General features: G+C 72.3%; 28 protein-coding genes. 16 read left to right on the top strand and 12 right to left on the bottom strand.

Features of this window, described 5'->3' with window-relative positions; genetic code table 11:
• The first annotated feature begins 2 nt into the window (after window positions 1-2).
• Complete coding sequence (locus tag EDD40_RS11970; protein WP_123742969.1) at window positions 3-764, top strand: ABC transporter permease; 762 nt, start codon at window positions 3-5, stop codon at window positions 762-764.
• On the opposite strand, the gene EDD40_RS11975 is transcribed toward EDD40_RS11970, so the two are convergent.
• Together EDD40_RS11975 and EDD40_RS11980 are read right to left on the bottom strand one after the other, a co-directional pair.
• Window positions 761-1,834, bottom strand: coding sequence for a winged helix DNA-binding domain-containing protein (locus EDD40_RS11975; RefSeq protein ID WP_123747969.1), 1,074 nt, complete (start codon window positions 1,832-1,834; stop codon window positions 761-763). The two genes, EDD40_RS11970 and EDD40_RS11975, sit on opposite strands and share 4 nt — an antisense overlap.
• Entirely contained in the window at window positions 1,831-2,016 is a 186-nt protein-coding gene (locus tag EDD40_RS11980) for a hypothetical protein (RefSeq protein ID WP_123742970.1), read from the bottom strand. The genes EDD40_RS11975 and EDD40_RS11980 overlap by 4 nt, the downstream gene beginning before the upstream one ends.
• 217 nt (window positions 2,017-2,233) lie before the next feature.
• Here EDD40_RS11980 and EDD40_RS11985 point away from each other — a divergent pair, with 217 nt between their 5' ends.
• Window positions 2,234-3,232, top strand: a complete 999-nt coding sequence (locus EDD40_RS11985; RefSeq protein ID WP_123747970.1) for an IS481 family transposase — start codon at window positions 2,234-2,236, stop codon at window positions 3,230-3,232.
• On the opposite strand, the gene EDD40_RS11990 is transcribed toward EDD40_RS11985, so the two are convergent.
• The gene (locus EDD40_RS11990; protein WP_342777762.1) at window positions 3,229-3,657 is read right to left on the bottom strand and encodes a VOC family protein; all 429 of its coding nucleotides are present in this window, start codon (window positions 3,655-3,657) and stop codon (window positions 3,229-3,231) included. The genes EDD40_RS11985 and EDD40_RS11990 overlap by 4 nt on opposite strands.
• 89 nt (window positions 3,658-3,746) lie before the next feature.
• Here EDD40_RS11990 and EDD40_RS11995 point away from each other — a divergent pair, with 89 nt between their 5' ends.
• Entirely contained in the window at window positions 3,747-4,706 is a 960-nt protein-coding gene (locus tag EDD40_RS11995) for a helix-turn-helix transcriptional regulator (RefSeq protein WP_123747972.1), read from the top strand.
• Between the two features lie 2 nt (window positions 4,707-4,708).
• On the opposite strand, the gene EDD40_RS12000 is transcribed toward EDD40_RS11995, so the two are convergent.
• Window positions 4,709-4,993, bottom strand: a complete 285-nt coding sequence (locus tag EDD40_RS12000; RefSeq protein WP_123742971.1) for an immunity 53 family protein — start codon at window positions 4,991-4,993, stop codon at window positions 4,709-4,711.
• Between the two features lie 236 nt (window positions 4,994-5,229).
• Between EDD40_RS12000 and EDD40_RS12005 the strand changes: the two genes are divergently transcribed.
• On the top strand, window positions 5,230-6,525 hold the full coding sequence (locus tag EDD40_RS12005) for a choice-of-anchor B family protein (protein WP_123742972.1): 1,296 nt from the start codon (window positions 5,230-5,232) through the stop codon (window positions 6,523-6,525).
• A gap of 72 nt (window positions 6,526-6,597) precedes the next feature.
• Entirely contained in the window at window positions 6,598-7,470 is an 873-nt protein-coding gene (locus tag EDD40_RS12010; RefSeq protein ID WP_123747973.1) for a DEAD/DEAH box helicase family protein, read from the top strand.
• Here the strand turns inward: EDD40_RS12010 and EDD40_RS12015 are convergent.
• Window positions 7,463-8,188 (bottom strand): lysoplasmalogenase, encoded by a 726-nt coding sequence (locus EDD40_RS12015; protein WP_123742973.1) that lies wholly within the window; start codon window positions 8,186-8,188, stop codon window positions 7,463-7,465. The genes EDD40_RS12010 and EDD40_RS12015 overlap by 8 nt on opposite strands.
• A 456-nt stretch (window positions 8,189-8,644) precedes the next feature.
• Between EDD40_RS12015 and EDD40_RS12020 the strand changes: the two genes are divergently transcribed.
• Complete coding sequence (locus tag EDD40_RS12020; RefSeq protein ID WP_123742974.1) at window positions 8,645-9,829, top strand: acyl-CoA dehydrogenase family protein; 1,185 nt, start codon at window positions 8,645-8,647, stop codon at window positions 9,827-9,829.
• Window positions 9,830-10,157: 328 nt separating this feature from the next.
• Here EDD40_RS12020 and EDD40_RS12025 read toward each other — a convergent pair whose 3' ends face one another.
• The gene (locus EDD40_RS12025) at window positions 10,158-11,342 is read right to left on the bottom strand and encodes an acyl-CoA dehydrogenase family protein (RefSeq protein ID WP_123742975.1); all 1,185 of its coding nucleotides are present in this window, start codon (window positions 11,340-11,342) and stop codon (window positions 10,158-10,160) included.
• Between the two features lie 686 nt (window positions 11,343-12,028).
• Between EDD40_RS12025 and EDD40_RS12030 the strand changes: the two genes are divergently transcribed.
• The 4 genes from EDD40_RS12030 (at window position 12,029) to EDD40_RS12045 (ending at window position 15,812) form a co-directional block, all read left to right on the top strand.
• On the top strand, window positions 12,029-12,637 hold the full coding sequence (locus EDD40_RS12030; protein WP_123742976.1) for a pyridoxamine 5'-phosphate oxidase family protein: 609 nt from the start codon (window positions 12,029-12,031) through the stop codon (window positions 12,635-12,637).
• Window positions 12,638-12,836: 199 nt separating this feature from the next.
• Window positions 12,837-13,622, top strand: coding sequence for a DUF899 family protein (locus EDD40_RS12035; protein ID WP_123742977.1), 786 nt, complete (start codon window positions 12,837-12,839; stop codon window positions 13,620-13,622).
• Window positions 13,623-13,841: 219 nt separating this feature from the next.
• A complete protein-coding gene (locus EDD40_RS12040; protein WP_123742978.1) occupies window positions 13,842-14,561 on the top strand; it encodes an SDR family NAD(P)-dependent oxidoreductase in 720 nt (239 codons plus the stop codon).
• Between the two features lie 228 nt (window positions 14,562-14,789).
• Window positions 14,790-15,812: an LLM class flavin-dependent oxidoreductase gene (locus EDD40_RS12045; protein WP_123742979.1), complete on the top strand. Its 1,023-nt coding sequence runs from the start codon at window positions 14,790-14,792 to the stop codon at window positions 15,810-15,812.
• A 10-nt stretch (window positions 15,813-15,822) separates the two neighbouring features.
• Here the strand turns inward: EDD40_RS12045 and EDD40_RS12050 are convergent, their stop codons facing one another.
• Window positions 15,823-16,959, bottom strand: a complete 1,137-nt coding sequence (locus EDD40_RS12050; protein WP_123742980.1) for an ARPP-2 domain-containing protein — start codon at window positions 16,957-16,959, stop codon at window positions 15,823-15,825.
• Entirely contained in the window at window positions 16,956-18,359 is a 1,404-nt protein-coding gene (locus tag EDD40_RS12055) for a hypothetical protein (protein ID WP_211348155.1), read from the bottom strand. Before EDD40_RS12055 ends, EDD40_RS12050 begins: the two co-directional genes overlap by 4 nt.
• Window positions 18,360-18,639: 280 nt before the next feature.
• On the opposite strand from EDD40_RS12055, the gene EDD40_RS12060 reads away from it, so the two are divergent.
• On the top strand, window positions 18,640-19,263 hold the full coding sequence (locus EDD40_RS12060; RefSeq protein ID WP_170185036.1) for an HD domain-containing protein: 624 nt from the start codon (window positions 18,640-18,642) through the stop codon (window positions 19,261-19,263).
• A 184-nt stretch (window positions 19,264-19,447) separates the two neighbouring features.
• On the opposite strand, the gene EDD40_RS12065 is transcribed toward EDD40_RS12060, so the two are convergent.
• Window positions 19,448-19,831, bottom strand: coding sequence for a hypothetical protein (locus tag EDD40_RS12065; RefSeq protein ID WP_148088767.1), 384 nt, complete (start codon window positions 19,829-19,831; stop codon window positions 19,448-19,450).
• A 598-nt stretch (window positions 19,832-20,429) separates the two neighbouring features.
• On the opposite strand from EDD40_RS12065, the gene EDD40_RS12070 reads away from it, so the two are divergent.
• Window positions 20,430-20,651, top strand: coding sequence for a hypothetical protein (locus EDD40_RS12070; protein ID WP_123742983.1), 222 nt, complete (start codon window positions 20,430-20,432; stop codon window positions 20,649-20,651).
• A 26-nt stretch (window positions 20,652-20,677) separates the two neighbouring features.
• Here the strand turns inward: EDD40_RS12070 and EDD40_RS12075 are convergent, their stop codons facing one another.
• Complete coding sequence (locus EDD40_RS12075) at window positions 20,678-21,418, bottom strand: DUF4328 domain-containing protein (protein ID WP_170185037.1); 741 nt, start codon at window positions 21,416-21,418, stop codon at window positions 20,678-20,680.
• Between the two features lie 198 nt (window positions 21,419-21,616).
• Here EDD40_RS12075 and EDD40_RS12080 point away from each other — a divergent pair, with 198 nt between their 5' ends.
• The 4 genes from EDD40_RS12080 to EDD40_RS12095 are packed head-to-tail and all read left to right on the top strand — an operon-like array spanning window position 21,617 to window position 24,491.
• Complete coding sequence (locus EDD40_RS12080) at window positions 21,617-21,931, top strand: lycopene cyclase domain-containing protein (protein ID WP_123742985.1); 315 nt, start codon at window positions 21,617-21,619, stop codon at window positions 21,929-21,931.
• On the top strand, window positions 21,924-22,250 hold the full coding sequence (locus EDD40_RS12085; RefSeq protein ID WP_123742986.1) for a lycopene cyclase domain-containing protein: 327 nt from the start codon (window positions 21,924-21,926) through the stop codon (window positions 22,248-22,250). The genes EDD40_RS12080 and EDD40_RS12085 overlap by 8 nt, the downstream gene beginning before the upstream one ends.
• Window positions 22,228-22,944, top strand: coding sequence for a class I SAM-dependent methyltransferase (locus EDD40_RS12090; protein ID WP_123742987.1), 717 nt, complete (start codon window positions 22,228-22,230; stop codon window positions 22,942-22,944). Before EDD40_RS12085 ends, EDD40_RS12090 begins: the two co-directional genes overlap by 23 nt.
• Window positions 22,944-24,491, top strand: a complete 1,548-nt coding sequence (locus tag EDD40_RS12095) for an FAD-dependent oxidoreductase (protein WP_123747975.1) — start codon at window positions 22,944-22,946, stop codon at window positions 24,489-24,491. Before EDD40_RS12090 ends, EDD40_RS12095 begins: the two co-directional genes overlap by 1 nt.
• A gap of 301 nt (window positions 24,492-24,792) precedes the next feature.
• Here the strand turns inward: EDD40_RS12095 and EDD40_RS12105 are convergent, their stop codons facing one another.
• Window positions 24,793-25,659: a MerR family transcriptional regulator gene (locus tag EDD40_RS12105; RefSeq protein WP_123742989.1), complete on the bottom strand. Its 867-nt coding sequence runs from the start codon at window positions 25,657-25,659 to the stop codon at window positions 24,793-24,795.
• Between the two features lie 11 nt (window positions 25,660-25,670).
• On the bottom strand, window positions 25,671-25,955 hold the full coding sequence (locus EDD40_RS12110; RefSeq protein ID WP_123742990.1) for a WhiB family transcriptional regulator: 285 nt from the start codon (window positions 25,953-25,955) through the stop codon (window positions 25,671-25,673).
• Between the last annotated feature and the right edge of the window lie 17 nt (window positions 25,956-25,972).

Here is a 25,972-nt window from a genome sequence, read left to right on the forward strand (position 1 = left end):
GCATGGCCAAGAACTTCCGCAAGGACACCGCCGTCCTCTTGGGACGGTCGCTGCGCCACATCGCGCGCAGCCCGGACACCATCATCACCACCGCGATCATGCCGATCGCCATGATGCTGATGTTCGTCTACGTGTTCGGCGGCGCGATCGACACCGGGTCGGACTCGTACGTGCGGTACCTGCTGCCCGGCATCCTGCTGATCACGGTCGCCTCGGGCATCTCCTACACCGCGTTCCGGCTCTTCCAGGACTTGAAGGGCGGCATCTTCGAACGGTTCCAGTCCATGCCGATCGCGCGGTCGGCCGTGCTGTGGGCGCACGTGCTGACCTCGCTGGTCGCCAACCTGATCTCGCTCGTGGTGGTCGTGCTCGTCGCCCTCCTCATGGGTTTCCGCAGCGACGCCGGGCCGACCGCGTGGCTGGCGGTCGCGGGCATCCTGCTCCTGTTCACCCTGGCGTTGACCTGGCTCGCCGTCATCCCCGGCCTCACCGCGAAGTCCGTCGACGGCGCGAGCGCGTTCTCCTACCCGCTCATCTTCCTGCCGTTCCTCAGCTCGGCCTTCGTGCCCACCGACACCATGCCCGGTCCCCTGCGCGCCTTCGCCGAGCACCAGCCGGTCACGTCCATCGTCAACGCCATCCGCGACCTGTTCACCCGGCAGCCGGTCGGCGCGGACCTCTGGCTCGCCCTCGCCTGGTGCGTCGGCGTCCTGGCCGTCGCGTACTTCTCCGCCACGGTCGTCTACCGCCGCAGGATCGCCTAGGAGGCGCGGCCGTCGGACAGGAACGACGCCAGTTCCCGCCCCTCCTCGGCCACGGCGGCGTGCTCGGTCCGGGAGAAGCGGCGCAGCGGGGTCACGAGCGCGGCGCCCGCCTCGACCGTCCACGTGGCGGCGACCCGACCGTCGACGAGGACGACGCGCGCGCCGGCGACCGACAAGCCCCGGTGGGCGCGGTCGACGATCCGGGCGCGGTCGTGGTAGCCGAGGACCGCGTTGTCGAACGCGGGCAGGAACCGCACCGGGGCGGGCGTGTCGGGGTCCGGCCGCGGGCCGTCCGGGAGGTCCAGCAGTTCCCGGCCGTGCTCGTCGCGGAAGGCGACCAGCCGCTCGCGGGTCGCGGCCACCGCGCGCGGCAGCCCCGCGAGGCCGCACCAGGCGCGCAGATCGGTCGTGGTGGCCGGGCCGAACGCGGCCAGGTAGCGCAGCACCAGCGCCTCCCCCACCGGGTCGGAGCCGTCCGGTGCGGGCGGGTCGACCTCGCGCCCCAGCCACGATTCGAGCAACGCGGTGCGCGCGCCCGCCTTGCGGCGCCACAAGCCGCGCGGCGGCAGCTGCACCGTCGGGAGGAGGGCGGCGATCCCCATCTCACCCAACGCCCGGGACCCGACGGCCGGCCAGCGCACGGCGAGCGCCCGGCCGAGCTCGGGCATCGTCCGCGGCTCCCCGTCCGCCATCGCCTCCCGTGCCGCCGCCGCGACCTCGTCCAGGTCCACCCCCTCGAACTCGCGGCGGTAGACCCCGAGGACCCGTTGGCGCAGCATCGGACCGTGGCGGGCGCGCCACGCCAGCGCGTCGTCGGCGGTGACCAGGTGGACGGTGCGGCGCATGAGGTGGGTCCGCACCACGTGCCGCCCGGTCACCAGGTCGTCCAGCGCCGTCGGGTCGAAGGCGCGCAGCCGTGACCACAACCCGACGAAGGGCTCCTGGGGTTCCTGCGCTTGCAGGCCGCACAAGTGCCCCACGGCGGCGAGCACCGGCACGTCGGCGCGATCGAGCAGCGACTGCCGCGCGAGCGTCGCGCGGTTGAGCGCCCTGGCGCCCAGCACCGTCATGCCGCGGCCCGCCCGTCGGCCGGACGACGGCACGACGCCGCGTGCTCCACGGTCTCCGACACCGGCCGGTCGGACGCGCCGGTGGCGCGGACCTCGCCGCCGCGCACGAGGTCGGTCGGCGCGGGCGGGGTGTCCCCGGTGCCGCTGCGCGGACCGGGGCGGTCGAGGGGGTGCGTCGTCATGGTGGTGGTGTCCTGTCAGGTGTCCGGTCATCATCCCGCGGGCGGGCGCGGCCGCGGGCGGGAGCGTGCGCACCCACCCGCGGCCGGGGTCGGGCTAGCTGTACTGCCCTGAGAGGTTGTGGACACCGGGACACGTAGTCGGATGATGTTGGAATGAGGGAGGGCCTCCGGGTTCGGTGTGGATTGCGACGTCTACACCAAGCCGACGGAGGCCCTCGTGACCCACGCTAACGCACCGCTGACTCCGGTGGGCAGGCTGCGCTTGGCCCGGTGTGTCGTGGACGAGGGCTGGCCGTTGCGGCGGGCGGCCGAGCGGTTCCAGGTCTCGCCGAGCACCGCCGCCCGTTGGGCCGGCCGTTACCGCGAGCTGGGCGAGTCGGGCCTGGTCGACCGTTCCAGCCGACCGCACCGCAGCCCGCGCCGGCTGCCCACCCGCCGTGAACGCCGGATCGTGAAGGTCCGCCTGGCGCGGCGGTGGGGTCCGGCCCGCATCGCCTTCCTGCTGGGGCTCAACCCCTCCACGGTGCACCGGGTGCTGCGCCGTTTCGGCCTGGCCCGCCTGGCGCACCTGGACCGCGCCACCGGCCGGGTGATCCGACGTTACGAACACGTCGCACCCGGCGACCTGGTGCACGTCGACATCAAGAAGCTCGGCAACATCCCCGACGGCGGCGGCCATAAAGTCCACGGCCGGCGGGCCGGCGGGCGCAACAGCTCCGCCCACCGCGACCCGACCAGGCCGCGCAAGGTTCACGGCCGCCCCAACCTCGGCTACTCCTACCTGCACAACGCCGTGGACGACCACAGCAGGCTGGCCTACACCGAGATCCTGCCCGACGAGACCAAGGAAACCGCCAGCGCCTTCTGGACCCGGGCACAGGCGTTCTTCCAGGCGGCGGGGGTGGTGGTGAAGCGGGTGCTGACGGACAACGGCTCCTGCTACCGCTCACACCTGTGGCGAGACACCCTCACCGACGCGGGCATCACCCACAAACGCACCCGCGCCTACCGACCCCAGACCAACGGCAAGGTCGAACGCTTCAACCGAACCCTGCTCGACGAATGGGCCTACGCCGAGGCATACCGCAGCGAAACCGAACGACGAGCGGCACTGCCACGATGGCTGCACACCTACAATCACCACCGCGGCCACACCGCACTGGGCGGCCAACCACCCACCACCCGCGTCCCCAACCTCACAGGACAGAACAGCTAGCCGTGGTGCCCGCTGACGACGTCGAGGACCCAGACGACGCCGAAGCGGTCGCGCAGCATCCCGTAAGCCGGGGCCCAGCCCGCCGGACCCAGCGGGACCACGACGGTCGCGCCGTCGCGGAGCCGCTCCCAGTAGCCGGTGACCTCCTCGGCGGTCTCGCCGCGCACGGAGACGAAGAACGAGTTCTCGCCCCGCTCGTAGGCCATGTGCGAGGGCACGTCGTAGGCCATCACGTGGAAGCCGTCGTCCCCGAGCACCTGGCCCCACATCACGTGGTCGGCCTCGGACTCCTCGTGGACGTCGCCGGCGTCCTGGTACGTAACGACGGCGAGGTGGCCGCCGAACACGGAGCGGTAGAACTCCAGCGCCGCGCGGGCGTCACCGCGGAAGTTCAGGTGGGCGGTGGTCGTGACGGACAAGCTCACTCCTCAGGTCGACTCGCTGACTGACGTGGTCGACCCTCGCAGGAGTAGTGGCCAGGTTGTGTCCTCTTCTCTCCGGCACAATGCTGGGCATGCCGAAGACCTCAGCACGACTGCTGTCGCTGCTGTCGCTGTTGCAGGCCCGTCGGGACTGGCCGGGCGCGCTGTTGGCCGAGCGGTTGCGGGTCAGTCCGCGCACCGTGCGCCGCGACGTCGACCGCCTGCGCGAGCTGGGCTACCCCATCGTGACCGCCAAGGGCCCGGAGGGCGGTTACCGGCTCGGTGCCGGCTCCCGGCTGCCGCCCCTGCTGTTCGACGACGAGCAGGCCGTGGCCCTGTCCGTGGCGCTGCGGATCGCCACCACCGCGGGCGCGGGCATCGAGGAGGCCGCGGCGCGGGCCCTGCACACCGTCCGGCAGGTCATGCCCGCCCGCCTGCGCCATCGCATCGACACCTTCCAGGTCACGGCGGTCGAACGGGCCGCCGCGCCGCAGGTCGGCAGCGGCGTGCTGATGGCGATCAGCGGCGCGGTCCACGCCCGCGAGGTGCTGCGCTTCGACTACGCGGGCGGCGACGCCGAGGCCCCACCGCGCCGGGTCGAGCCCCACCACCTCGTCACCCGTGCCGGTCGCTGGTACCTCGTCGCCTGGGACCTCGACCGCGCCGACTGGCGCACGTTCCGCGCCGACCGGATCACCCCGCGCACACCCACCGGTCCCCGCTTCGCCCCGCGTGACCTGCCGGCCGCGGACGTGGCCGCCTTCGTCACCGACCGGTTCGCCGGCTCCGACGGCTCCGGCTCGGCCGGCCCACCGTGCCTCGGCGAGGTGGTCCTCGCCCTGCCGGCCGCCGACGTGTCGCCGTTCGCCCAGGACGGCGTGGTCGAAGAACTCGCCCCGGACCGCTGCCGGCTGACCCTGGGCTCGTGGTCGTGGCCCGCCCTGGCCGCCGCCCTCGGCCGGTTCGACGCCGACATCGAGGTCGTCGGGCCGCCCGAGCTCAAGGCCGCCTTCGCCCACCTGGCACGCCGTTACGCCAAGGCGGCGAGGTGAGGTCACCGCACGAAGGCGCGGAAGTGCCCGATCACCTCGACCAGGTTCCCCGCTCCGCCGACGGCGTGGAACTTCCGGCCGTCCGACCACGCCTGGGTCCAGTCCGTCTCGCTCCGCTCCGCCTTCACCCGGGGCATCGACCTGCCCTCGAACCCGGTCCCGCGAAGATCCACCTCGAGACTCCACCCCGGATTGTCGAGTGAGATCAACTTGATGCCCTCGCCGTGCTCCCAGTCCTCGTCGCAGTGAGCGGAGAACCACTGCTGCAGGAAAACCAAGTCGTCCACCGTCCGAACCTCCCACGCCGGGCGAAGAACCGCGCCCGCCCCGATTCCAGGCCCCGGCGCACAGCGTACGTGCGGGTGTCGCCGCGCGGTGAGGTCGTGGAGCGCGGAACGTGCCGCAGTGCAGACGATCGGAGGTTATCCCGGCATGCCACAGCTCCTACTGTCGGAGGTGATCGGAAAACCCTGCGCCCGGCCGCGTCACCGCGTCCGGGATTTCCGGGAGGAGTGCTACTCCGATGAAGATCCTGCGCATGACGGGGTTGGCGGTGCTGATCGCCTCCATGGTGGCGATGTCCATGACCGCGGCTTCCGCGCACGACCCCGACACCCCTGAAGGACAGGCCGCCGTCCGGGCCTTCCTCACCGACCACCTGCCGGCCGACCGGCACGCCGTCGTCGGCACGGCGGCCGGCGCGCCGTGCGTCAACGGCAAGGCCGACATCTACCCCTGCAAGAACGTGGACCTGCTCAGCGTGCTGCCGCTCGCCTCCATCGGCGGCGGCAACGGCAACGACATCTGGGGGTGGACCGACCCCTCCTCCGGCAAGGAGTACGCCGTCGTCGGCCGCACCAACGGCACCGCGTTCGTCGACGTGAGCACGCCGACCTCGCCCAGGTACCTCGGCAACCTGCCGTCCAACGGCGGCAGCAGCAGTTGGCGCGACATGAAGGTGTACCGCAACCACGCGTTCATCGTCGCCGACGCCATCAGCGGCCACGGGATGCAGGTGTTCGACCTGACCCGGCTCCGGACCGTCACCACGCCGCAGACGTTCACCGCGGACGCGCTGTACCGGGGTTTCGGCCCCGCGCACAACATCGCCATCAACGAGGAGACCGGCTTCGCCTACGCGATCGGCTCCAACACGTGCAGCGGCGGCCCGCACATCGTCGACATCCGCACGCCGAAGTCGCCGGCCCAGGCCGGGTGCGTGTCCCAGGACGGCTACACCCACGACACCCAGTGCGTCGTCTACCGCGGCCCGGACCAGGCGTACCGGGGCCGGGAGATCTGCTTCAACTCCAACGAGGACACGCTGACCATCGTCGACGTGACCACCAAGTCCGCGCCCGTGCAGATCGTCCGCAAGGCCTACTCCGGCGCGCAGTACTCGCACCAGGGCTGGCTGACCGAGGACCAGCGGTACTTCCTGCTGGACGACGAGTTGGACGAGTCGCGCGGCACCGACAAGCGCACCAAGACCTACATCTGGGACCTGGCGAAGCTCTCCTCCCCCGTGCACACGGGCACCTACAACTCGCCGGCCACCGCGATCGACCACAACCAGTACATCAAGGGCCGGTACTCCTACCAGGCCAACTACCAGGCGGGGCTGCGCATCCTGGACGTCAGCGCGGTCTCCTCGGCGCGACTGACCGAAGCCGGGTACTTCGACATCTACCCGGCGAGCGACACGGCGCGGTTCAACGGGGCGTGGAGCAACTACCCGTACTTCGCCAGCGGCATCGTCCTGGTCAACGGCATCGAGCAGGGCCTGGTCGTGGTCCGGCCGAACCTCGCTCAGCGGTGACGTGTCCTCCCCCGTGCGCGGCCACCCGGCCGCGCACGGGGGCCGCCGTCCCACCGGACCTGAGGAGTGATGATGCGCAACCTGCGGCTCACCGACTGGGTGTTCGTCGTCCTGGCCGTCGCGATCGTGGTGGCCGGCGCGCTCGCGCTGGTGCGGTCCCCGGCCGGCCCCGCCCACTCGGCGCACCAGCGATCGGCCGACTTCGTGCCCGCCGCGCACAGCGACGGCCTGTCGGAAGCCGAGAGCGGCTACCGGTTCGAGCGGGTCACCGTGCCGTCCACCCGCGGGCCGGCGGTGCCGGTCGCGTTCCGCATCCTCGGACCGGACGACCGGCCGCGGACCCGCTTCCTGGACAACCAGACCAAGCAGCTGCACTTCTTCGTCATCCGCGACGACATGCACGTCTTCCAGCACCTGCACCCGACCCTGGTCGGCGACACGTGGCACGTCGACGTGCGGCTCGACGACGGCGGCGCGTACCGCATGTTCGCCGAGTTCGTCCCGCTCGACACCAAGGACCCCCGGCACCCGGTGGTGCTCGGCGTCCCGTTCAGCGTGCCCGGGGACACCACCCTGGTCCCGGTGCCCGCGCCCGACGCCGGAGCGACGACCGCCACCGGGTTCACCGTGACACGAGTGGACGAGCCCGCTCAACCCGCCCCGATGCGGCCCCGAGAGCTGCGCTTCGCCATCCGCGCCCCCGACGGCTCGCCGGTCCGCACGCTCGACCCGCACCTGGGCGCCCACGGGCACATGACCGGCTTCCACACGATGCTGCTGTCGGCCACCCACCTGCACCCGGTCCAGCCGTTGGGCGTGCCGCTGGTCGACGGCGAGCTGACGTTCCAGGCCACCTTCGCCGGCCGCGGCGAGTACCGGCTGTTCCTGGAGTTCGCCCACGGCGGCGTCGTGCACACGGCCGCGTTCACGATCGCCGTCACCTGACCCGTCGACCGGACCCGAGGGCGGTGCCGGAGGCGCCCGCGTTCCACAGTGGACCGACGCCGGCGGCGATCAGGGCCTGCCCGGCGAGGTAGGTCAGCATCACCCAGAACCCCGGCGCCGGCGGGTCGTACCAGCCGGCGAAGGCTTCGAGGGCGATGAGCCCGTCGGACACGAAGAACACCGCGCCGCCGACGCCCACCACCCGACCCACGCCGGTGGCCAGCACCGCCATCAGCGTCAGGCACAGGCCGTAGCCGACCACCGGGCCGAGCAGCGCGCCCGCGCCGGGCCCGCAGGCCGCCAGCAGCGCCCCGAACGCGAGCACGTACCAGAGCACGGCGGGCCGGCGCAGCACCGAACGGCGTCGCCACGGCCAGAACGCCGCCACGTAGACGACCTGGGCGCACAGGAACAACCCGACCATGGTCAGGAACCGGGCGTCGCCGGAGAAGAAGGCCGGGACGCTGTCGCCGAGCCAGGAGAAGGCGAGCGCGAGCAGCACCAGGCGCACCACCCGTGAGCGGGGCGCGCCGGTGGTCGCGGACCAGACGGCCGCGGCGAGCACCGGCATGAGCAGCCACTGGCTGATCCGGGCGACCCCGCCGGCCCCGACGAGTTGGGCGACGAGGTGCCCGGCGGAAAGCACGCCGAACAGCACGCCGGCGGCCAGGACCACCGGCGTGGCGGACAGCGGAAAACGGTCGTGAACCCGGGTCATGGCGCTCCTGAGGCTGGGGCGGTCGGCGCCGATCGTGTCATGTGACCGACCCCCCTGGAAACCACCCGGGAATTATCTTGACGAGCACCAGAATCCCGGGAAAGCGCGCGAAATAATTCGAATCCACCTCGAAAGGTTCTTCGACGACTACGTGTGAATGCGCCGGAGTCGACCGACAGGGAGCCTCGGACAGCACCCGCGCGGACCCGCCCACAGCACCGCTACGCGCCCGTGGCGTGCGCGAACACGGTGCCGGACACGAGTATTCCCCCTTGTCCCGATTTCTACTGAACGGCGTACTCGCTCCTGGGCACCGGTTACGCCGAGTGGCAAAATATTCCATCCGACGTTGATACTTCCAGGCCGCGACCACGGGGCAATGCAGAAGAAGCGCGGCTCCCGGCGGTTCCGGAAGTCTGGGCAGTGGATTCTTCGGAAAACTATTAAGGAGAGGACATGTCGACTGTCGTCGTCCCGTCTTCAGAAGAACTGGTGCACAGGGTTTCCGAGATAGCGCCGGTGCTCCGGGCAAATGCCGAATGGTCGGTGGAGAACAGGCGACTGCACGAGGAGACAGTCAAGGCCCTCACCGACACGGGTGTGTTCCGGATGCGCATCCCCAAGCGGTACGGCGGGTTCGAGAGCGACGCTCGGGCCATGGTCGCCGTGGGGGACGCGATCGCGCAGGCCGACGGCTCCGCGGCGTGGGTGGTGGCCTGCTCCTGGATCGCCACCTGGGGCCTGGGGCTGTACCCGGACGAGGTCCAGGACGAACTGTTCGCCGATCCCGACGTGCAGGTGTGCACCACCATCGGACCGGGCACCGCGACCGCCGTCCCCGTGGACGGCGGCATCCTGGTCAACGGCAGGTGGCCCTCGATCAGCGGTGCGCTGAGCAGCAAGTACCAGCAGATCGGCGCCATCTTCCTCAACCCGGACGGTGAGCCGTACCCGGTGATGGGCCCGGTGCCGATGTCGGAGCTGGAGATCACCGACGACTGGCACACCAACGGCTTCCGCGGCACGGGGAGCGTCGGCACGGCCGCGAAGGACGTGTTCATCCCGCAGGAGCGCATCCTCCCCGCGCCGGCCGTGCTCACCGGCCAGTCGGCCTCGAAGGCCAACGCCGGCTCGCAGATGTACCGGGCCCCGTTCATCGCCGTGGGCGCGGCGTCCACGGTGGGTGTGGTCACGGGCATGGCGAAGGCGATCCGGGACAGCTTCTTCGAGCGGCTGCCCGACCGGAAGGTGACCTACACCAACTACCCGAGCCAGGCCGAGGCGCCCGTGACCCACCTGCGGATCGCCGAGGCCATGATGAAGATCGACGAGGCCGAGTTCCACGCGCAGCGGCTGGCCGCGACGGTGGACGCCAAGTCCGCCGCCGACGAGCCGCTGGAACTGGTGGAGCGCGGGCGCATCCGGGCGGACGAGGGCGCGGCCGTGAAGCTGTCCAAGGAGGCGGCGGAGATCTTCGCCGGGTCCAGCGGCGGTTCCTCGGCCTACACCAAGGTGCCGATCCAGCGGTTCGTCAACGACCTGAACGCGGTCGCCCTGCACGCGATGATGATCCCGGACGTCAACGCCGAGATCTACGGTCGGGTGCTCTGCGGCCTCGATCCCAACACCTACTACATCTGACCGGCGCGCTCCGGCGCCCGCACGCACCACGGCCCGCCACTCGCGAAGTGGCGGGCCGGCGGTGTGCGCGGGCGCTTTTCAGTGCACAGAGCCAGAACCGCGGCGCCACCGGACCAACAGGACGGCGGCGCCGCCGGGCCGCAGAGCGCAGAGCCGCCGGAGCGCGGAGCACCACAGAGCCGGAGCCCGGAGCCACTCCTCAGCGCGCACAGGCGTCGACTCACCTGCGCGTGCCGTGCCGTCGATGCGAAAAACCTTGGGCGCCTCCGGTGATCGGAGGCGCCCAAGGCCGGCCGGCGGGAAGCTCACGCAACGCGTGGAGCGGCGGTCACAGGAAGTCGGTGTTCGGTTCGAAGCCGAGCTTCACGCGACCGAGGGTCTCCAGGTTCGTGTTCGGGTACATGATCGCGTGGCGCTGGAGGACGCCGATGTCCCGCTGGATCCGCTGCAGCGGCACGTGCGAGTAGACCGACGAGGCGCCCGAGGAGTTGGCCAGGATGTCCACCGCCTGCTTGGCCCGGCCGACGGCCGCGCCCGCGTCCATGCGCGCGATGGCCTTCTCCTCGACCGTCCACGGCTCGCCGCTCGCGGACTTGGCCTCCAGGACGTCGACCACCCGGTACAGGTGGTACTCGGCCTCGCCGATGAGCTGGATCGCCTCACCCAGTTGCAGGTGCGTGATCGGCGCGTCGACCTGGCGGTCGTAGTGGGTGTAGGTGATCTTCCGGTTCGGCACCCGCTCCAGGAAGTTCTCCAGCGCGGCGCGCGCCATGCCGATCGCGGGTGCGGCGGCCACCGCGATGGCCATCTGCATGAACGGCACCCGCCACGCCTGGTAGTCCGCGTTGAGCTTGGTCTCCAGCTTGCCCTCCAGGGCCATCGGGAGCACCCGCACCAGCCAGCCCTCGGGGACGAAGAGGTCCTTCGCGGCGGTCGACCGGCTGCCCGTGCCGCGCAGGCCCGAGGTGTGCCAGTCGTCGGTCACCTCCAGGTCCGAGAGCCGGACCACGGCGAGTGCCGGCTCGCCCGTGCCGTCCGGGTTCTTCAGCACGGCGAAGTGGGCGACCCACGTGGCGTGCGGCGAGCCGGTCTGGAAGTGCCAGTTGCCGTTGAGGAGGTAGCCGCCCTCGGTCGGCTCGGCGACGCCGTTCAGCTCGACGGACCCGCAGAACCGGACGTCCGGGTCGGCCCAGATCTCGTCCTGCGCCTCGTCGGGGACCAGCGACGACAACCAGGAGGCCATCGTGAACGAGACGCACGTCCAGCCGACGGAGCCGTCGGCGCGGGCGAGCTCGGCGATCACGTCGACCACCGTGCGCATGTCCGGCACGCTGCCGCCGTACCGCGCCGGGATCCGCATCTTCAACAGTTCGTTCTCGGTCAACGCGTCCAGGACCTCCGGGTGCAGTTCCCGGTGCTCCTCGTGCCACCCGGAGTGCTTCCGGATCATTTCCACCAGACCCGTTGCCCGGCTGACGAGGTCGGGCCTCGGCTGGGACATGATCAAACTCATGCTGCACTGCTCCTCGATGCGATGGCGGGATGCGAGAAATGGATCCTGCGCGCGGCGGCGCGGCGCCGGCGGGTGTCGACCGCCCGGTGCGGACGGGCCCACCCACCGCGTTGAATTGCCACTCCGAGTGGAATTTCCGGCCCACTCGAACCCCGGTGACCGGGCCTACCGGTCGGCGTGCCGCTGCCGGTTGTCGAGATCGTCAATTCGGCCATCTTCACTTCGGCGGACGAGTTCAGGTCGCGGCGTCGACTGACAAGAGTCGACGGTCACCTCTTGCCAGGTTAGTGGGCTCGCGAACCGCGCCACCTCTCCGAGATTGCTTCGTGCGAAACCGCTGCCACCTGCGCCGATGCCGTGGCCGGGCACTCTCGAAGAAGACCGCGATCATCGGCCGTGGCACAGTGGCTCGCGGGTGCGCAGAAACGGCCTACATGCCTCGTGAAAGACCTGCGACATGACGCCGATCCGACTCGAACGCCGTTGCGACGTCCGAGTGACGAAGGGCCGCGATGAGCTGGACGACATTCCCCCGCGCAGGCCCGGACCCGCCCATGATTCCGGTCGACCAGGAATAAACACCGGACGTTCGCAAATCTTTCCGTCACCCGCTGCCCACCTTCTCCACTCCCCCGGGAGCAGCGTGAGCACCCACTGCCGCAACCGCTGCACAGAAGGGCCACCCCGTGAAATACCACGAGATCGTCGACATGGTGAACACCGATCCGGTGATACAAACCCTCATGGCGGAGCCGATCCCGATCCGGCTCGCCTACCTGGGGCTGGACGGCGCTCCCCGGTCGGTGCCGATCAACCACGTCTGGAACGGGAAGGCGTTCCTGTTCGCCACCCCGAACCTGGCCTACAAGGTGCGGGCCATCGAGGCGAACCCGCGGGTCGCCTTCACCCTCGACGTCGGCGCCGGCCGGCCGGGGCGCGAGACGCGCGCCAAGGTCTCGGCGCTGATCGGTCCGCCGCCGGCGGCCTACGACTTCGCGCCGATCGCCATCCACGGGCGCGGCGTCGCCACCGTCGAGATGACGCCGGGGGTCCCCCAGGAGCACCTCGACGCCTCCCGGCGGATGATCGGCGACGACGAGAAGTGGGCCGAGTGGGCCCGGGTCCGCCGCGCGGAGACGAGCGGCATGGCGCTGATCACGATCGTGCCGACCCACCTCGTCGTGGTCGACTTCGTCACGCGGTTCCCACCGCCGGCCGACGTCAACGTGACCGCGTTCGGCGCGGACCAGCTCGACGCCGCGACGGGCCGGGTCAAGGCCGCCGAGAGCGTCTAGGTCGCCGCGATCCGCCCCGGATCGCACAGCCGCCCGACCCGCCGGGACGTCGATCCCGGCGGGTCGAGTGCTGTTCGCGCGAAGGCGCGTCCCAGGCGGGCCCCCCGCGTATACTCCACGCCGCGATGTGGACACGGAGTGTCACCGCACCTCATTGGCGTTCGGGTCGTAGCACCCCGGGAAAACTCGAGGAACACTCATGGGAAATGAACCAACCCGCCTCGGCTGGCCGACGTTCGGCGCCGAGGCGCCGGCGCTGCCCGAGGTGGTCGACCGGTCCACCTTCCAAGCCCGGCTGGACGAGCTGCGCATCCGGGAGAAGGCGCACACGCGGGAGGGCGTGGCCATCGCCGCCGCCCGCCGCCGCCTGCCCATGGTCGAGGTGGACGGCGCCACCGAGCTGATCGGGCCGGACGGTCCGATCAGCCTGCTCGACGCGTTCGAGGGGCGTCCGCAGCTCGTCACGTACTACTTCATGTGGTACCCGGGCCGACCGGCGGCCCAGCAGTGCGAGGGCTGCACCTGGAACAACGCCCAGATCTCGGAGCTGTCCTACCTGCACTCGCGGGGCATCACCTACGCGGTCTTCTGCCAGGGGCCGTTCGACGAGAGCTACCGCTACCGGGAGTTCATGGGCTGGCGGATGCCCTGGTATTCGGCGCAGGGCTCGCTCGACACGTTGCTCGCCGGCAAGCAGGTCGGGATGATGCACATCGTCTGCTACGTGCGGGAGGGCGACCGGGTCTTCGAGACCTACTGGACGAGCCGCCGCGGCGTGGAGGTGCTGGACTACAGCTACGCGCTCATGGACCTCACCGTGTGGGGACGCCAGGAGCCGCAGGAGGACTCGCTGCCCGGCTGGCCGCAGCAGTGGGGCATCGGGGTCGGCGCCACCGAGCACGTGACGCGGTACGACGGACGCCCCATCCCCCACTGGTCGCGACTCGGCGCCGGCCGTTCCGACGACCTCACCGTCGAATCCTGACCCTTTCGACTCACGACGTCGACGCACACCCCACCGGCCGGCGGCAGCACGGCGAAAGCATTCCAAATGGCCTGAAATATTTCCCTTCACGCTCGACCGCCGATCACCGCGAGTGACGATCGGGCAATTCCGAAGAGAAGTCGACAACCGTCGGTAATGACATAGTTGACATATACAATCAGCCGACTGCCGCACCACCGCCTACGGTGAGGAGAAAGCGTGATCACAGCCGGCAAGGCAGTGCTGGTGACCGGGGCCAATCGCGGTATCGGCAAGGCGCTGGTCGACGAGGCGTTGAGGCGGGGTGCGAGACGGGTCTACGCGGGCACGCGCCAACCGCTGGCGCACCCCGACGACCGGGTCACGCCCGTGACCCTGGACGTGACCGACGTGACGCACATCCGGGCCGCCGTCGAGCGGGTCGACTCCCTCGACGTCCTGATCAACAACGCCGGCATCGCCGCGGTGGACGACCTGACCGACACCACCGTGCTCGACCGGATGCTCGCCGTCAACTTCTACGGCGCGCACCACGTGACCCAGGCGTTCCTGCCGCTGCTGACCGAGTCCGCGGGGGCCATCGCCACCAACATGTCGTTGACCGCCATCGCCCCCTACCCGCTCGCCGCGTCCTACTCGATCTCGAAGGCGGCCGTGCTCGCGATGACGCAGTCGCTGCGGGCCATCCTGGCGTCGCGCGGCGTGCGGGTCCACGCGATCCTCACCGGCCCGGCGGACACCGACATGGGCGCGCGCTTCGACGTCCTCCCGAGGACGCCACCGGAACTGGTGGCGCGCAACATCTTCGAGGGCATCGAGGACGAGGTCGAGGACATCTTCCCCGACCCCATGTCGCAGGACATGGCCGACTCCTGGCACAACGGCTCGACCAAGGAGCTGGAACGCAGGCTCGCGGAGATGTACGCGGAACGCGTCTAGGCCGACACCCGAGCACCCCTGCGCGAGACGGAACCGGCTGTCCGGTGTGGACGACCCAGTCCACACCGGACAGCCGGTTCCGTCTCGCGCAGGACAGGCACCACGCCGGCGGCGGGCAGCGGACCGATCTCCCGGCCTCTACAAGGGACGGTCGAGCGCCGGATCGTGTCGGCCCGCTCGCACAGCGTGATGGCGGAATCATTCGACCGACCGACGCGTTGCACGGGCGTGAAGAAAATCGGCTTCCTGTCCTTCGGGCACTGGTCCGACACGCCGCACTCGCGCACGAGGACGGCGGGCGACGCGTTGACGCAGGCCATCGACCTCGCCGTGGCCGCGGAGGAGCTCGGGGCGGACGGCGCCTACTTCCGGGTGCACCACTTCGCCAGGCAGCTCGCCTCGCCCTTCCCGCTGCTGGCCGCGATCGGCGCCCGGACCGAGCGCATCGAGATCGGCACCGGCGTGATCGACATGCGTTACGAGAACCCGATGTACATGGCCGAGGACGCCGGCGCCGCGGACCTCATCTCCGCCGGCAGGCTCCAGCTCGGCATCTCCCGGGGCTCGCCGGAGCAGGTGATCGACGGGTGGCGCTACTTCGGCTACCGCCCCGGCGAGGGCGACACGGAAGCCGACATGGCCCGCAAGCACGCCGAGGTGCTGCTGACGGTCCTGGAGGGCGACGGCTTCGCCCAGCCCGAGCCGCGCCCGATGTTCCCCAACCCGCCGGGGCTGCTGCGCGTCGAGCCGCACTCGCCGGGCCTGCGGGAGCGGATCTGGTGGGGCGCCGGCTCGAACGGCACCGCGGTGTGGGCGGCGCGGCAGGGCATGAACCTGATGAGCTCGACCCTGAAGAACGACGAGGGCGGGGCGCCGTTCCACGTCCAGCAGGCCGAGCAGATCCGGGCGTTCCGCAAGGCGTGGACCGAGGCCGGGTGGCCGCGCGAGCCGCGCGTCTCGGTCTCGCGCAGCATCTTCGCGCTCACCTCGGACCTGGACCACGCCTACTTCGGCGACGACTCCGACAGCACCGACAAGATCGGCTACCTCGACGCCGACACCAGGGCGGTCTTCGGCCGCACCTACGCCGCCGAACCGGACGTGCTGGTCGGGCAGCTGGCCGAGGACGAGGCCATCGCCGAGGCCGACACGTTGCTGCTGACCGTGCCGAACCAGCTCGGCGTCGACTACAACACCCACCTGCTCGACGACATCCTCACCCACGTCGCACCGGCCCTCGGCTGGCGCTGACCCGGGCCGGTCACCCCGCGCGGTAGCGGGCCAGGACGTCCTCGCGCAGCAGCGCCCCGAAACCGGCCGCCTGCAACCGCAGGCCCAGTTGCGGCTCGGTGACGCCGAGGGCGGCCGCGGTGGTCGCGAGGTGCCAGTGGTGGGCGGCCAGGTTGGTCAGCAGGTGGCCCCGGCGGATATGGGCCTCCGACAGGCGGAAGGACTTCAGGTACGCCGTGCGGCCGTCCCGGTCGGTGATCAGCTCGCCGATGTGGTTCTCCTCCTTGACGCGGAACGTCGGCAGGAAGCGGGACAGCGCGAAGTCGCCCACCCGGTGCACGCGGCTCGTCGCGTAGCTCTCGCCGAGCAGGCCGCCCGCCATCGTCAGGTCGTGGAAGCGGGCCCACTCCGCCTGCTCCCGCGCCGCCGCCGCCCGCAGGTCGGCCAGCGACGCCACGTCGTCGGGCAGCCGCACGTCGAACGGGGGCACGGGCGTCGCCAGGGTCGCGTAGTGGTGCACCAGCTCGCCGTACAGGTCCTGGAGGAGAGTGGTGTGCAGCGCGCGGTAGTCGTCCGGGTGGGGCACGACGAACGCCGCGGCCGGCGCGTCGGCCACGTAGACCAGGACGCCGCACTGGTCCGGGTGGATCTCGAAGTGCTTCACCGCGTCCGCCAGGCCCTCGACCTCCGCGCCCACGTACGCCTCTTCCACGCGCGGTGACAGGCCGCGGCGGACCGCGCGCTGCGACCACTCCTCCCACACGACCTCCGGGCCGCCGAAGTGCAGCGCCAGGTACCCCTCGACCGCCACGTGCAGGGGCAGGAACCGCAAGCGGTTGCGCTCGACCCGGCGCGCCGTGCGGCGGTGCAGGCGCAACCTCATGCCGTGCGGCGGCTTCCCGCCGGCCGTGCCCCGCTCCAGCTGCGTGCCGTACGCCGCGACGGGGGTGTCGTCGTCGGACCACGTCGCCACGAAACCGTGCGGCACGTAGGACACGTAGTGCGTGCGCCGGTCCACCTCGACCACACCCACCTGGTACCCGTGGACGCGGGCGTGCAGCCGCAGGCCGGTGACCGGCTCGTCGCGCGTCAACGGCACGAGCCGGACGCCGCCCCACACCTGCGCCGCCCGCGTGGTCAGCCCGGTCAGGTCGAGCTCCACCGTCACCCCTCCTCCAGGAACCTGGCCACCCGCGCGTCGAAGTGCGCCCGCAGGCCGGCGATCCCGGTCCGACCTTCGGTGAACCGGGCGAACTCGACGAGCGCGGGCACGTCCTCCGCGTCGCGCACGCCGACGGTCGGCACCGCCTCGGCGAGCCGCTTCACGTCGAAGTCGGCCGCGTCGTACACCGGGTTCAGGTGCACCGCCGCCACCCGGCGTCCCGGGTCGAGCTTCGTCCGCCACACCCGCAGCACCTCCGACGCGAGCCCGTGCGGCGCGTTGTCCCAGCCGTCGGACACGATCAGCAGCCGGTCCGGCGCCTGCTCCAGCGCGTCGAGCACCCGCTCGCCCAGCGGCGTCATCCCGTACGGGTGGGCCAGCAGGGCGTCCGTGCGCCCCGACGTCCACAGCGGGACGTACTCCGTCGCCAACTCCGCCAGCAGGTGGTGGCACGCCGGCGCGACCGCCAGCGGTCGGCGGCGCTTCTGCGCGGAGCCGGACGCCGAGAAGCTGTCGTCCAGCACGGCCGCGACCCGGCCCCACCGCCCCGCGGCCCGCCCGGCGGCCCGGACCGCCGCCGCGCGCAGCGCGCCCGTCAGCTCGTCCCGCCGTTCGACCCGCTCGGCCGCCGGCCGGGACAGGACGTAGGACGCCAGGCGGGTGAGCGGCATCGACCCGAGGTCGACCGCCACCGCGGCCCGGTCCCGACGCGCGGACTCCTGCGACCGGAGCCGTTCCAGCCTGGTCATCCGGGGCTCGATGCGCTTGAGGAACGTCGTCCGGTCGATCCCGTGCTTCGCGGCGAACCCCTCGGCCACGGTGTACGGCAGCCCGTACACCGACGCCTGCTCGTAGTGCGCCCGCCGCCACGTCTCCAGCAGCGGCGTGGCGTACCGGCCGTGGTGGCCGGACGTGAACAGGAACGAGCCCAGCTCGCCGGCCGGCGCGACGTGCGCGTGCCGCAGCGCCCGCTTCAGGCCGGTGCGGTACTTCACCGCGTCGAACGCCGGGTCCGGCCGACCCGCGACCCACTCGCGGATGATCGCGCGGGTGCGTCGGTTGTTCACCCGGGCCCGGCGCAACGCGCGGAACAGGTCGTACACGCGCTGCGGCGGCAGCGCGCGCAGCCGTCGGGCGATCAGGCGGCCCTCGACGCGCCGCCGGTCCGCGGTGGCGTCGCCGGTGGTCTCCAGCAGCTTGCGGACGATCAGCGCGGCGTTGTGGTCGTTGATGTCCAGCGCGAGGGCCGCCGCGTAGAGGTCGCGGTAGTTGCCGATCACGTAGTCGTGCAGGAAGTCCAGCGACAGCCGCTGGTCGTCGGCGTCGCCGTGGAACTCGCGCTGCGACGTCGACGTGGTCGCCGCGTTGATGAACATCAGCATGTCGTCGGCGGCGAGGGCGTCCACGCGGTCACTCCGGGTGGTGTCGGGGCCGGCCGGGGAATGGGGGCGCGATCAGCGAATCATCGCTTCAGAGGCGGGTTCCGGAAGTCGCGCCGAAGTCCCGCGGCCGGCCGGGGAACCCTAGCAACCACCTCGCCGCCCGCGCCCGCGATTTGCCGGCGACCACGATGACGGGATGGCGACCCCGGAGGCCCGCACGCCCTGCCGGGGTTGGCCAGAATCCGTTGACACCTGGCGTTCCGGCCACTGGTCGGCTTCTCCGCACCCCAGCAGGATCGATCCCGTGATCACCACTCCCGCAACGCCGGCCGAGCCGTTCGCCCGCGCCACGCTGGACTTCCTGCGCGCCTCGGTGTCCCCGGCCGTGGTCAACCACAGCATCCGCGCCTACGCCTACGCCGAGTTCCTGGTGGACCGGTGGGACGCCCGCGGGCACGAGGAGTACGACCCGCGGGCGGTGTTCTTCGCCGCGGTGCTGCACGACCTCGGCCTGAGCGACGCCGGCGCCCGGCGGCCGGACCGGTTCGAGGTCGCGGGCGCGGACCTGGCCGTCGAGCACCTGCGCGACCACGACGTCGACGCGGGCACGGCGGACCTGGTGTGGGAGGCCATCGCCCTGCACACCTCCACCGGCATCGCGCACCGCCGCGGCCTGCTGTGCCGCTTGGTCGCCGCCGGCACGGCCCTGGACTTCGGCGCGGACTCCGAGGCCGTCACCGACGAGGTGGCCGCCGACCTCCACACCCGCTACCCGCGCCTGGACACCTCCTCGACCCTGCACGCCGCGATCGTCGGCCAGGCGCGGGCGCTGCCCGCCAAGGCCCCGGTGGGCTCGCTGGCCAAGTACCTGCTGAAGACCGACGAGCTGGGCGCGCCGACCGACATCCCGGCGCGCTGGGGCGACTGAGCGGCGGCCTGAGTCCGGGAGTCGTCAGCCGGGCTCGACGGGCGCGGCGAAGATCGCGTCGAACAGCCCTTCCTCGCTGCCGAAGCAGGCGTAGAGCCGGGCCGTGTCGGTGCGGGCCGCGGTCGTCAGCCGGTCGGCGGACCTGTCCGACCTGGCCTGACCGCACCCGCCTCCCGGACGCGGATCAGTAGTGGGCCCAGATGGTGAAGCTGCGCATCGTCGTCGCGCCGGGGCAGTAAGCCACCGCGGAGGACCCGAACCGGGTCACGTCGCTGCTGTGGACGCTGCCGTCGCTGCACAGCACCGAGACCGAGAACCCGGCCGCGCCGCCGCCGATCTGGTGGCAGTCGACCCACACGGTGGAGTTCCGACCGGGGTAGTAGCTCCAGACGCAGCCGATCGACGAGGTCTCGACCTTGCCCTCGGCGGGCTTGAGCGGCGGCACCGGCAGGGTCGCCACCTCCCGCTGCACCAACGCCGCCGACGCCTGCGCGCCCATCGCGCCGAACCCGGCCAACGCCAGGACCGCGAACACCACCGTCACCACTCGCTGAACAGTTCTCGACACCGGGTCCACCCTCTCGAAGTCCGGAAAAAGCCCGAGCGGGGCCAAGGATCACCTCCCGTCCGGGCTTTCCGGAACAACCGACACTCGATCAGAGCAGAACCCCCGCAGCACCGGCGTCCGCGCACCGAATCCCGTGGCGCCGAACGTGTATCAGGCCCGGACGACGAACATCCTCCTTCGCCACCCGCGCGGGCTCCGGTCCGCGAGAACCGGTGGCGCGGTGCGCGATGATGGTGCCGATGTCCATCCGACTGGCTTTCGGCGTGACCGGACGTGGTGCGGAAAGCGACCAGGAGGCTCGTCCTGCTCGTGGTCGACGGGACCGAGACGGCCGCGGCAGCGGGTGTCGACCTCGGCGGCGGCTTCGCGTCCGCGCGCTTGGCCCGCGCCCGCGGCGACCGGCGTGACGCGGTGCTCGCCGCGCTGGAGGGTCCTCGGCAACGACGGCGCGCACCGGCTGGCGACCGGACCGCCGGCCTGGTGGCGCCGTCCGGGCCGTCGGCGACCAAGCGGGTCGGCACGGCCGCGCACGCGGCGGTCGCCGAGCAGCGCTGCGACTGGCCCGCTCGGTGGCACGCCGGCCCTCGACCGAGCTGGTGTGCGCGCCGGCCATCGCCAGCACCTGCACCGCTCCGTCCACAACGGACACGGTGCGGGTGGTCGCGCCCGGGCAGACGTCGGTGCACGGGCCGCGGCGGTCGACCTCGGCGCGCCCGCGGAGCTGGTGGAGGACCGCGTCGCCGAGCACGGCCTGCTCGTCCCCGCCGCGCTGCTCGGCACGGGCGGCTGGCCCGCCCTCTGGCGCCGCGCGCACCGCTGACGGCGCGCGCGGGCCGGCTCGGGCGCCTACTCCTCCGGGCGTTGCCACCTCGGGTCGTGGGAGGGCGGCGTGACCGGGAGGACGGACGGTCGCGGCACGTCGACCGGGGTCAACCCGACGGACGTGGGCGAGACGACCTCGGGCGGCGCGACGAAGCCCGGCGAGGACTGCCAAGCGCTGATCCTGCGCACCACGATCACCGCCGGCGCGGCCGCGGCCACCGAGAGCAGCGCCACCACCACGAGCATCGCCGCGCCACTGGCGAACCCGTCCGCGGTCTCGCTCCTGGCCAGCATCCGGTCCGCGATCCGGTCGATCACCTGGTAGGCGATGAACAGGCCCCACCACCAGTTGACCTCGGCCCGGTCGCGACCGCGCTCGGCAGAGGGGGCGCTGACCTCCCAGACGTCCGCCACCACCCGGCGCGGGATCCAGAAGCTGATGATCGGCAGCCAGCCCCACACGGCCCAGTGCCTGGCGTGCCGGTGGGCGTCCGGGGCGACCAGGTCGGCGTTGGCGCGCACCCGCCACGTCCACACCACGAACACGACGCCCGTCGCGAGGTACAGCGCGGCGTTGCCGAGGTCGAACAGGTTGGTGGCGGAGAGCGTGCGGTCGAGCTCCGCCTCCCCGATCCGGTCGTCGAGGTAGTCCTCCAGCACGCCGTGCACGCGCCACACCCGCCCGGCCGTGATCAGGTCGGACAAGGCGGTCAAGGCGACCAGCACGGAGAACGCGGCCCCAAGGCCGCGCACGGATCGGAACACGGAAATCTCCACTCAGAAGGTCCCCCGACCCGGAGCGCAGCTTACGTGACGGGTCCTCGGTTGCGGACGGCTTTTCGCCCGGCTCGCGACGCCGCCCGCGGGGTTGCGGCGGGCGCCCGTCCCCCGCTCCCGGGCGACTTGTCATGCGGACCCGCCGGCGGGCTCTTACTGTCGACGCAGGCGAGCCGCGGAGGTGGGATGAGAAGCCAGTACGAGTACCTGGCCGTGCTGGCCGTGTGCCTGCTCGTGACGGCGCCGTTGGAGTGGGTGGGTCGCGGGGTGTACCGCCGGGGGCCGGACGTGGCCCGGACGGTCGTGCCCGTGCTGCTGGTGCTGGTCGTGTGGGACGTGGTGGCGATCGCGCGCGGGCACTGGAGCTTCCACCGCGACGGCACGACGGGTGTGGTGCTGGCCGGTGTCCTGCCGATCGAAGAGGTGTTGTTCTTCGTGGCCATCCCGCTGTGCGCGCTGCTGACCTACGAGGCCGTCGGCCGATTGCTGCGCGATGGCTAGGGAGTACCTGCTGGCTGCGGTGACCGCGGCGGTCCTGGTGGTGTTGTGGGAGCTCTTGGTGCTGCGCACGGGCTTGTTCCGACGCCTCGCCTACTGGGTCACGATGGCGATCGTGCTCGCCTTCCAGGTCCCGGTGGACGGGTGGTTGACCAAGCTCGACGCGCCGATCGTGCTGTACGCGGACTGGGCGATCAGCGGTGTGCGGGTGCCGTGGGACATCCCGGTCGAGGACTTCCTGTACGGGTTCGCGATGGTGACCGCGGTGCTGCTGCTGTGGGAGCGGAGGAGGAGAGCGCATGACACGGCTGAGCGCCGCTGAGGTGCCGGGGTCGTTCGACGACGCGGCGCGGGACTACGACCGGATGGTCGGCCTGAACCCCGGTTACCACCGGGCGTTGCGGACTTCGGCGCGGGCGCTCGGCCTGCGGGGCAGCGGGGCCGGGCAACGCGTGCTCGACCTGGGCTGCGGCACGGGCGCGTCGACCGCGGCGCTGCTGGCCGTGGCGCCGGACGTGGAGGTCGTCGCGGTGGACGCCTCCGCCGGGATGCTCGCGCGGGCACGGGCCAAGCGGTGGCCGGACACCGTCACGTTCGTGCACAGCCGCGTCGAGGACCTGGACGCGCACGGGCCGTTCGACGCGGTGTTCGCCGCCTACCTGGTGCGCAACCTGCCCGACCCGGACGTCACGCTGCGGGAGGTGCGCGGTCTGCTCACGCCGGGTGCGCGCCTGGTGCTGCACGAGTACTCGGTGCGCGACTCCCCGCTGAGCACGGCGGTCTGGACCGCGATGTGCGGGCTCGTCGTCGTGCCCGCCGGGTGGCTGCTCACCGGCGACCGCTCGCTCTACACCTACCTGTGGCGCAGCGTGCTGCGGTTCGACGGGGCGAGCGCGTTGCGCGACCGGCTGCGGCGCGAAGGCTTCGGCGGCGTGCGCAGCCGCCCGGTGCCGGGGTGGCAGCTCGGCGTCGTGCACACCTTCGTCGGGCTCGCGCCGGAACGGGCGCGGTCGTGATCCCCCGCGACCGCAGGGCGGTGCGGGTCGCCGCGCCCGCCGGACGCGCGCGGTTCGACGGGGAGGCCCCGACGGTGGTCGTGGTCGGGGCGGGCATCGCGGGGCTGGCCGCCGCGACGGTCCTGGCCGAGCGCGGCGCGCGGGTCGTGGTGTGCGAGCGGGAGCACCACCTCGGCGGCCGGGTGGGCGGGTGGCCGACCACGCTCGCCGACGGCAGCCAGGTCACGATGACCCGCGGCTTCCACGCCTTCTTCCGGCAGTACTACAACCTGCGCGCGTTGCTGCGCCGGGTCGACCCCGGCGGCCGGGCGCTGGTGGGCCTGCCCGACTACCCGTTGTGGCACACCGGCGGGCACCGGGACGGGTTCGCCGGGCTGCCCACGACCCTGCCGTGGAACGCGCTGGCCTTCCTGCGCCGCAGCCCGACGTTCCGGTGGTCCGACCTGCCGTCGGTGGATGCGCGGGCCGCGCTGCCGCTGCTGGACGTGTCGGTGCCGGAGGTGTACCGGGAGCTCGACGGGCTGGACGCGGCGACCTACCTGGAGCGGATCCGCTTCCCCCGGCCCGCGCACGCGCTGGCGTTCGAGGTGTTCTCGCGCAGCTTCTTCGCCCACCCGAGCCGCATGTCGGCGGCCGAGCTGGCGGTGATGTTCCACATCTACTTCCTCGGTTCGGCGGAGGGCCTGCTGTTCGACGTGGCGGCCGACCCGTTCCCGCACGCCCTGTGGGAACCGCTCGGTCGCCACCTCGCCGAGCTGGGCGCCACCGTGCGGCGGGGCGTCGAGGTGGGGTCGGTGCGCCCCGGGGGGCCCAAGCGGTTCGCGGTGGACGTGTCCGGCGACGTGCTCGACGCGGACGCCGTCGTGCTGGCCGCCGACGTGCCCGGGTTGCGCCGGGTCGTCGCCGCGTCGCCCCGGTTGGGCGACGCCGCGTGGCGCGAGCGGATCGCGGAGCTGCGCACGGCGCCGCCGTTCCTGGTGTCGCGGTACTGGCTCGACCGGCCGGTGGACCCGGACCGCCCCGGCTTCCTGGGCACCAGCGGGTACGGCCTGCTGGACAACGTGAGCGTGCTGGACCACTACGAGCACGAGGCGCGGGCGTGGGCCGCGCGCACCGGCGGTTCGGTGGTGGAGCTGCACGGGTACGCGCTGCCGGCCGACGAGCCCGATCCCCGGGCGCGGCTGTGGGAGCAGCTCACCGAGGTCTACCCCGAGACGAAGCGGGCGAACGTCGTGGACGAGCGGCACGAGCTGCGGGCCGACTGCCCGCTGTTCCCGGCCGGCGGGTTCGCCCGCCGGCCCACCGTGACCACGCCGGACGACCACCTCGTGCTGGCGGGCGACCTGGTGCGGATCGACCTGCCCGTCGCGCTGATGGAACGCGCGGCGACCACGGGGTTCGACGCGGCGAACCGGCTGCTGAGCCGGTGGGGCGTCGCCGGGACGGAGCTGTGGAGCGTGCCGACGGCGGGCCGGGGTCCGGTGCTGCGCGCCGTGGCCCGGCGGTGGGGCCGGACGCCGGTGGACGGAGGTCCGCACCGAGCCTGACGCGGTGCCGCCGCGGGGTCGGCGACCGGGCGGGCGCCTACCGGAGGGAGGGCGTCGAGATCACCGCCTCGGAGCACGACGGCGTCCCAGTCCTCCGGTGCGCGTTCGTCGACGGCATGGCGGGCCGCGCCCCGGCGGTCGAGTCGGACCTGGTCCCGGTGTCGGAGGCGGTGTTCGCGGGCCCGGCCGACGGCGCCTTCAGCGACGACTGGACGCCGGTCGTGTGCCCGACCCCCACCGACGGCACCGGCTGCGTCCGCGTCGGCATGCGCGCGCGACGACGAAGACCGGCTGACCGGGGTCAGCCGCGGATCAGGTCGACGACCAGGCGGACGGCCTCGGTCAGCGTGGCCGGCCGCCGCACGGACGCGGGCAGCGCGAGACCCGCCCAGCCGGGACCGGCGGCCACCAGCACGGCCTCGGTGTCGCGGCGCAGCCCTTCGATCGGCACGGCCGCGGCGAAGTCGGCGTGGTGCGCCCAGATCACCACCACGGCCGGGCGCAGGCGTTCCAGCGCGTCGCGCAACGCCGTCGGCGGCACCCGCGCGCCGAGGCTGCGCCACAGGCAGTCCTCTTCGGACAGTGCGGCGCCGAGCGCTTCCAGCGCCAGCGTGTGCTGCTCGTCCGGCGCGCACGACAGCAACGCGGTCAGCACGCCGTCGCGGTCCGGGTAGGGCACGGCGCGCAGCGCGTGCAGCAGGCCGGCGCTGGCCAGGTGCTCGACCTCGACGCCGGCGCCGCGCCGGTGCACGCGCTCGCCCAGCTCCACGAGGAACGGCGCGAGCACCGCCTGCCAGGCCGCCACGACACCGTGCGCGGTGATCAGCTCGTCCGCCAGCCGGCGCACCCGCGGCTCGTCGAGCCGGTCGGCGGCGGTCAGGAAGCCCCGGCGGACGGACCGGGCCGCGTCGGCGGTGAGCACGGGCCTGGTCGGCGGCGGCGCCGCCGGGACCCGTTGCCGTGACTGCCGCGCCGCGTCGGCGGGTGCGATGCCTTGCGCGGTCAGTGCGACCATCCGCCGCAACTGGTCGACCTCGTCGTCGCGGTAGCGGCGGTGACCGCCCGCGGTGCGGTCGGACGGGCCCAGCCCGTAACGCTGGTCCCACGTGCGCAGCGTGGTCGGCGAGATGCCGAGCATCGCCGCGACCGCGCGGGGTGTCCAGCTCATCGACTACAAGCTCACTTCCTGGCGCGTTCGGAGAGCATAGCCCGCAGTTCGCTCTCGCCCAGGCCGCCCCAGATGCCGAACGTCTCGTGCACTTCGAGGGCGTGCTCGCGGCACTGGCGCATCACGGGGCACCGCTGGCAGATCGACTTGGCCATGGCTTCGCGCTGCTCCCGGGCGGAGCCGCGCTCGTTGGGCGTGTGGAAGAAGTAGGTGCTGTCCATGCCGCGGCACAGACCGGAGAGCTGCCAGTCCCAGGACTCGGCGACGGGGCGGGGCAGGCGGGAGAGCTCGGGCATGGCGCACGTCCTTCGCG

It is taken from the genome of Saccharothrix texasensis (assembly GCF_003752005.1).
In the GTDB taxonomy this organism is placed as follows: domain Bacteria; phylum Actinomycetota; class Actinomycetes; order Mycobacteriales; family Pseudonocardiaceae; genus Actinosynnema; species Actinosynnema texasense.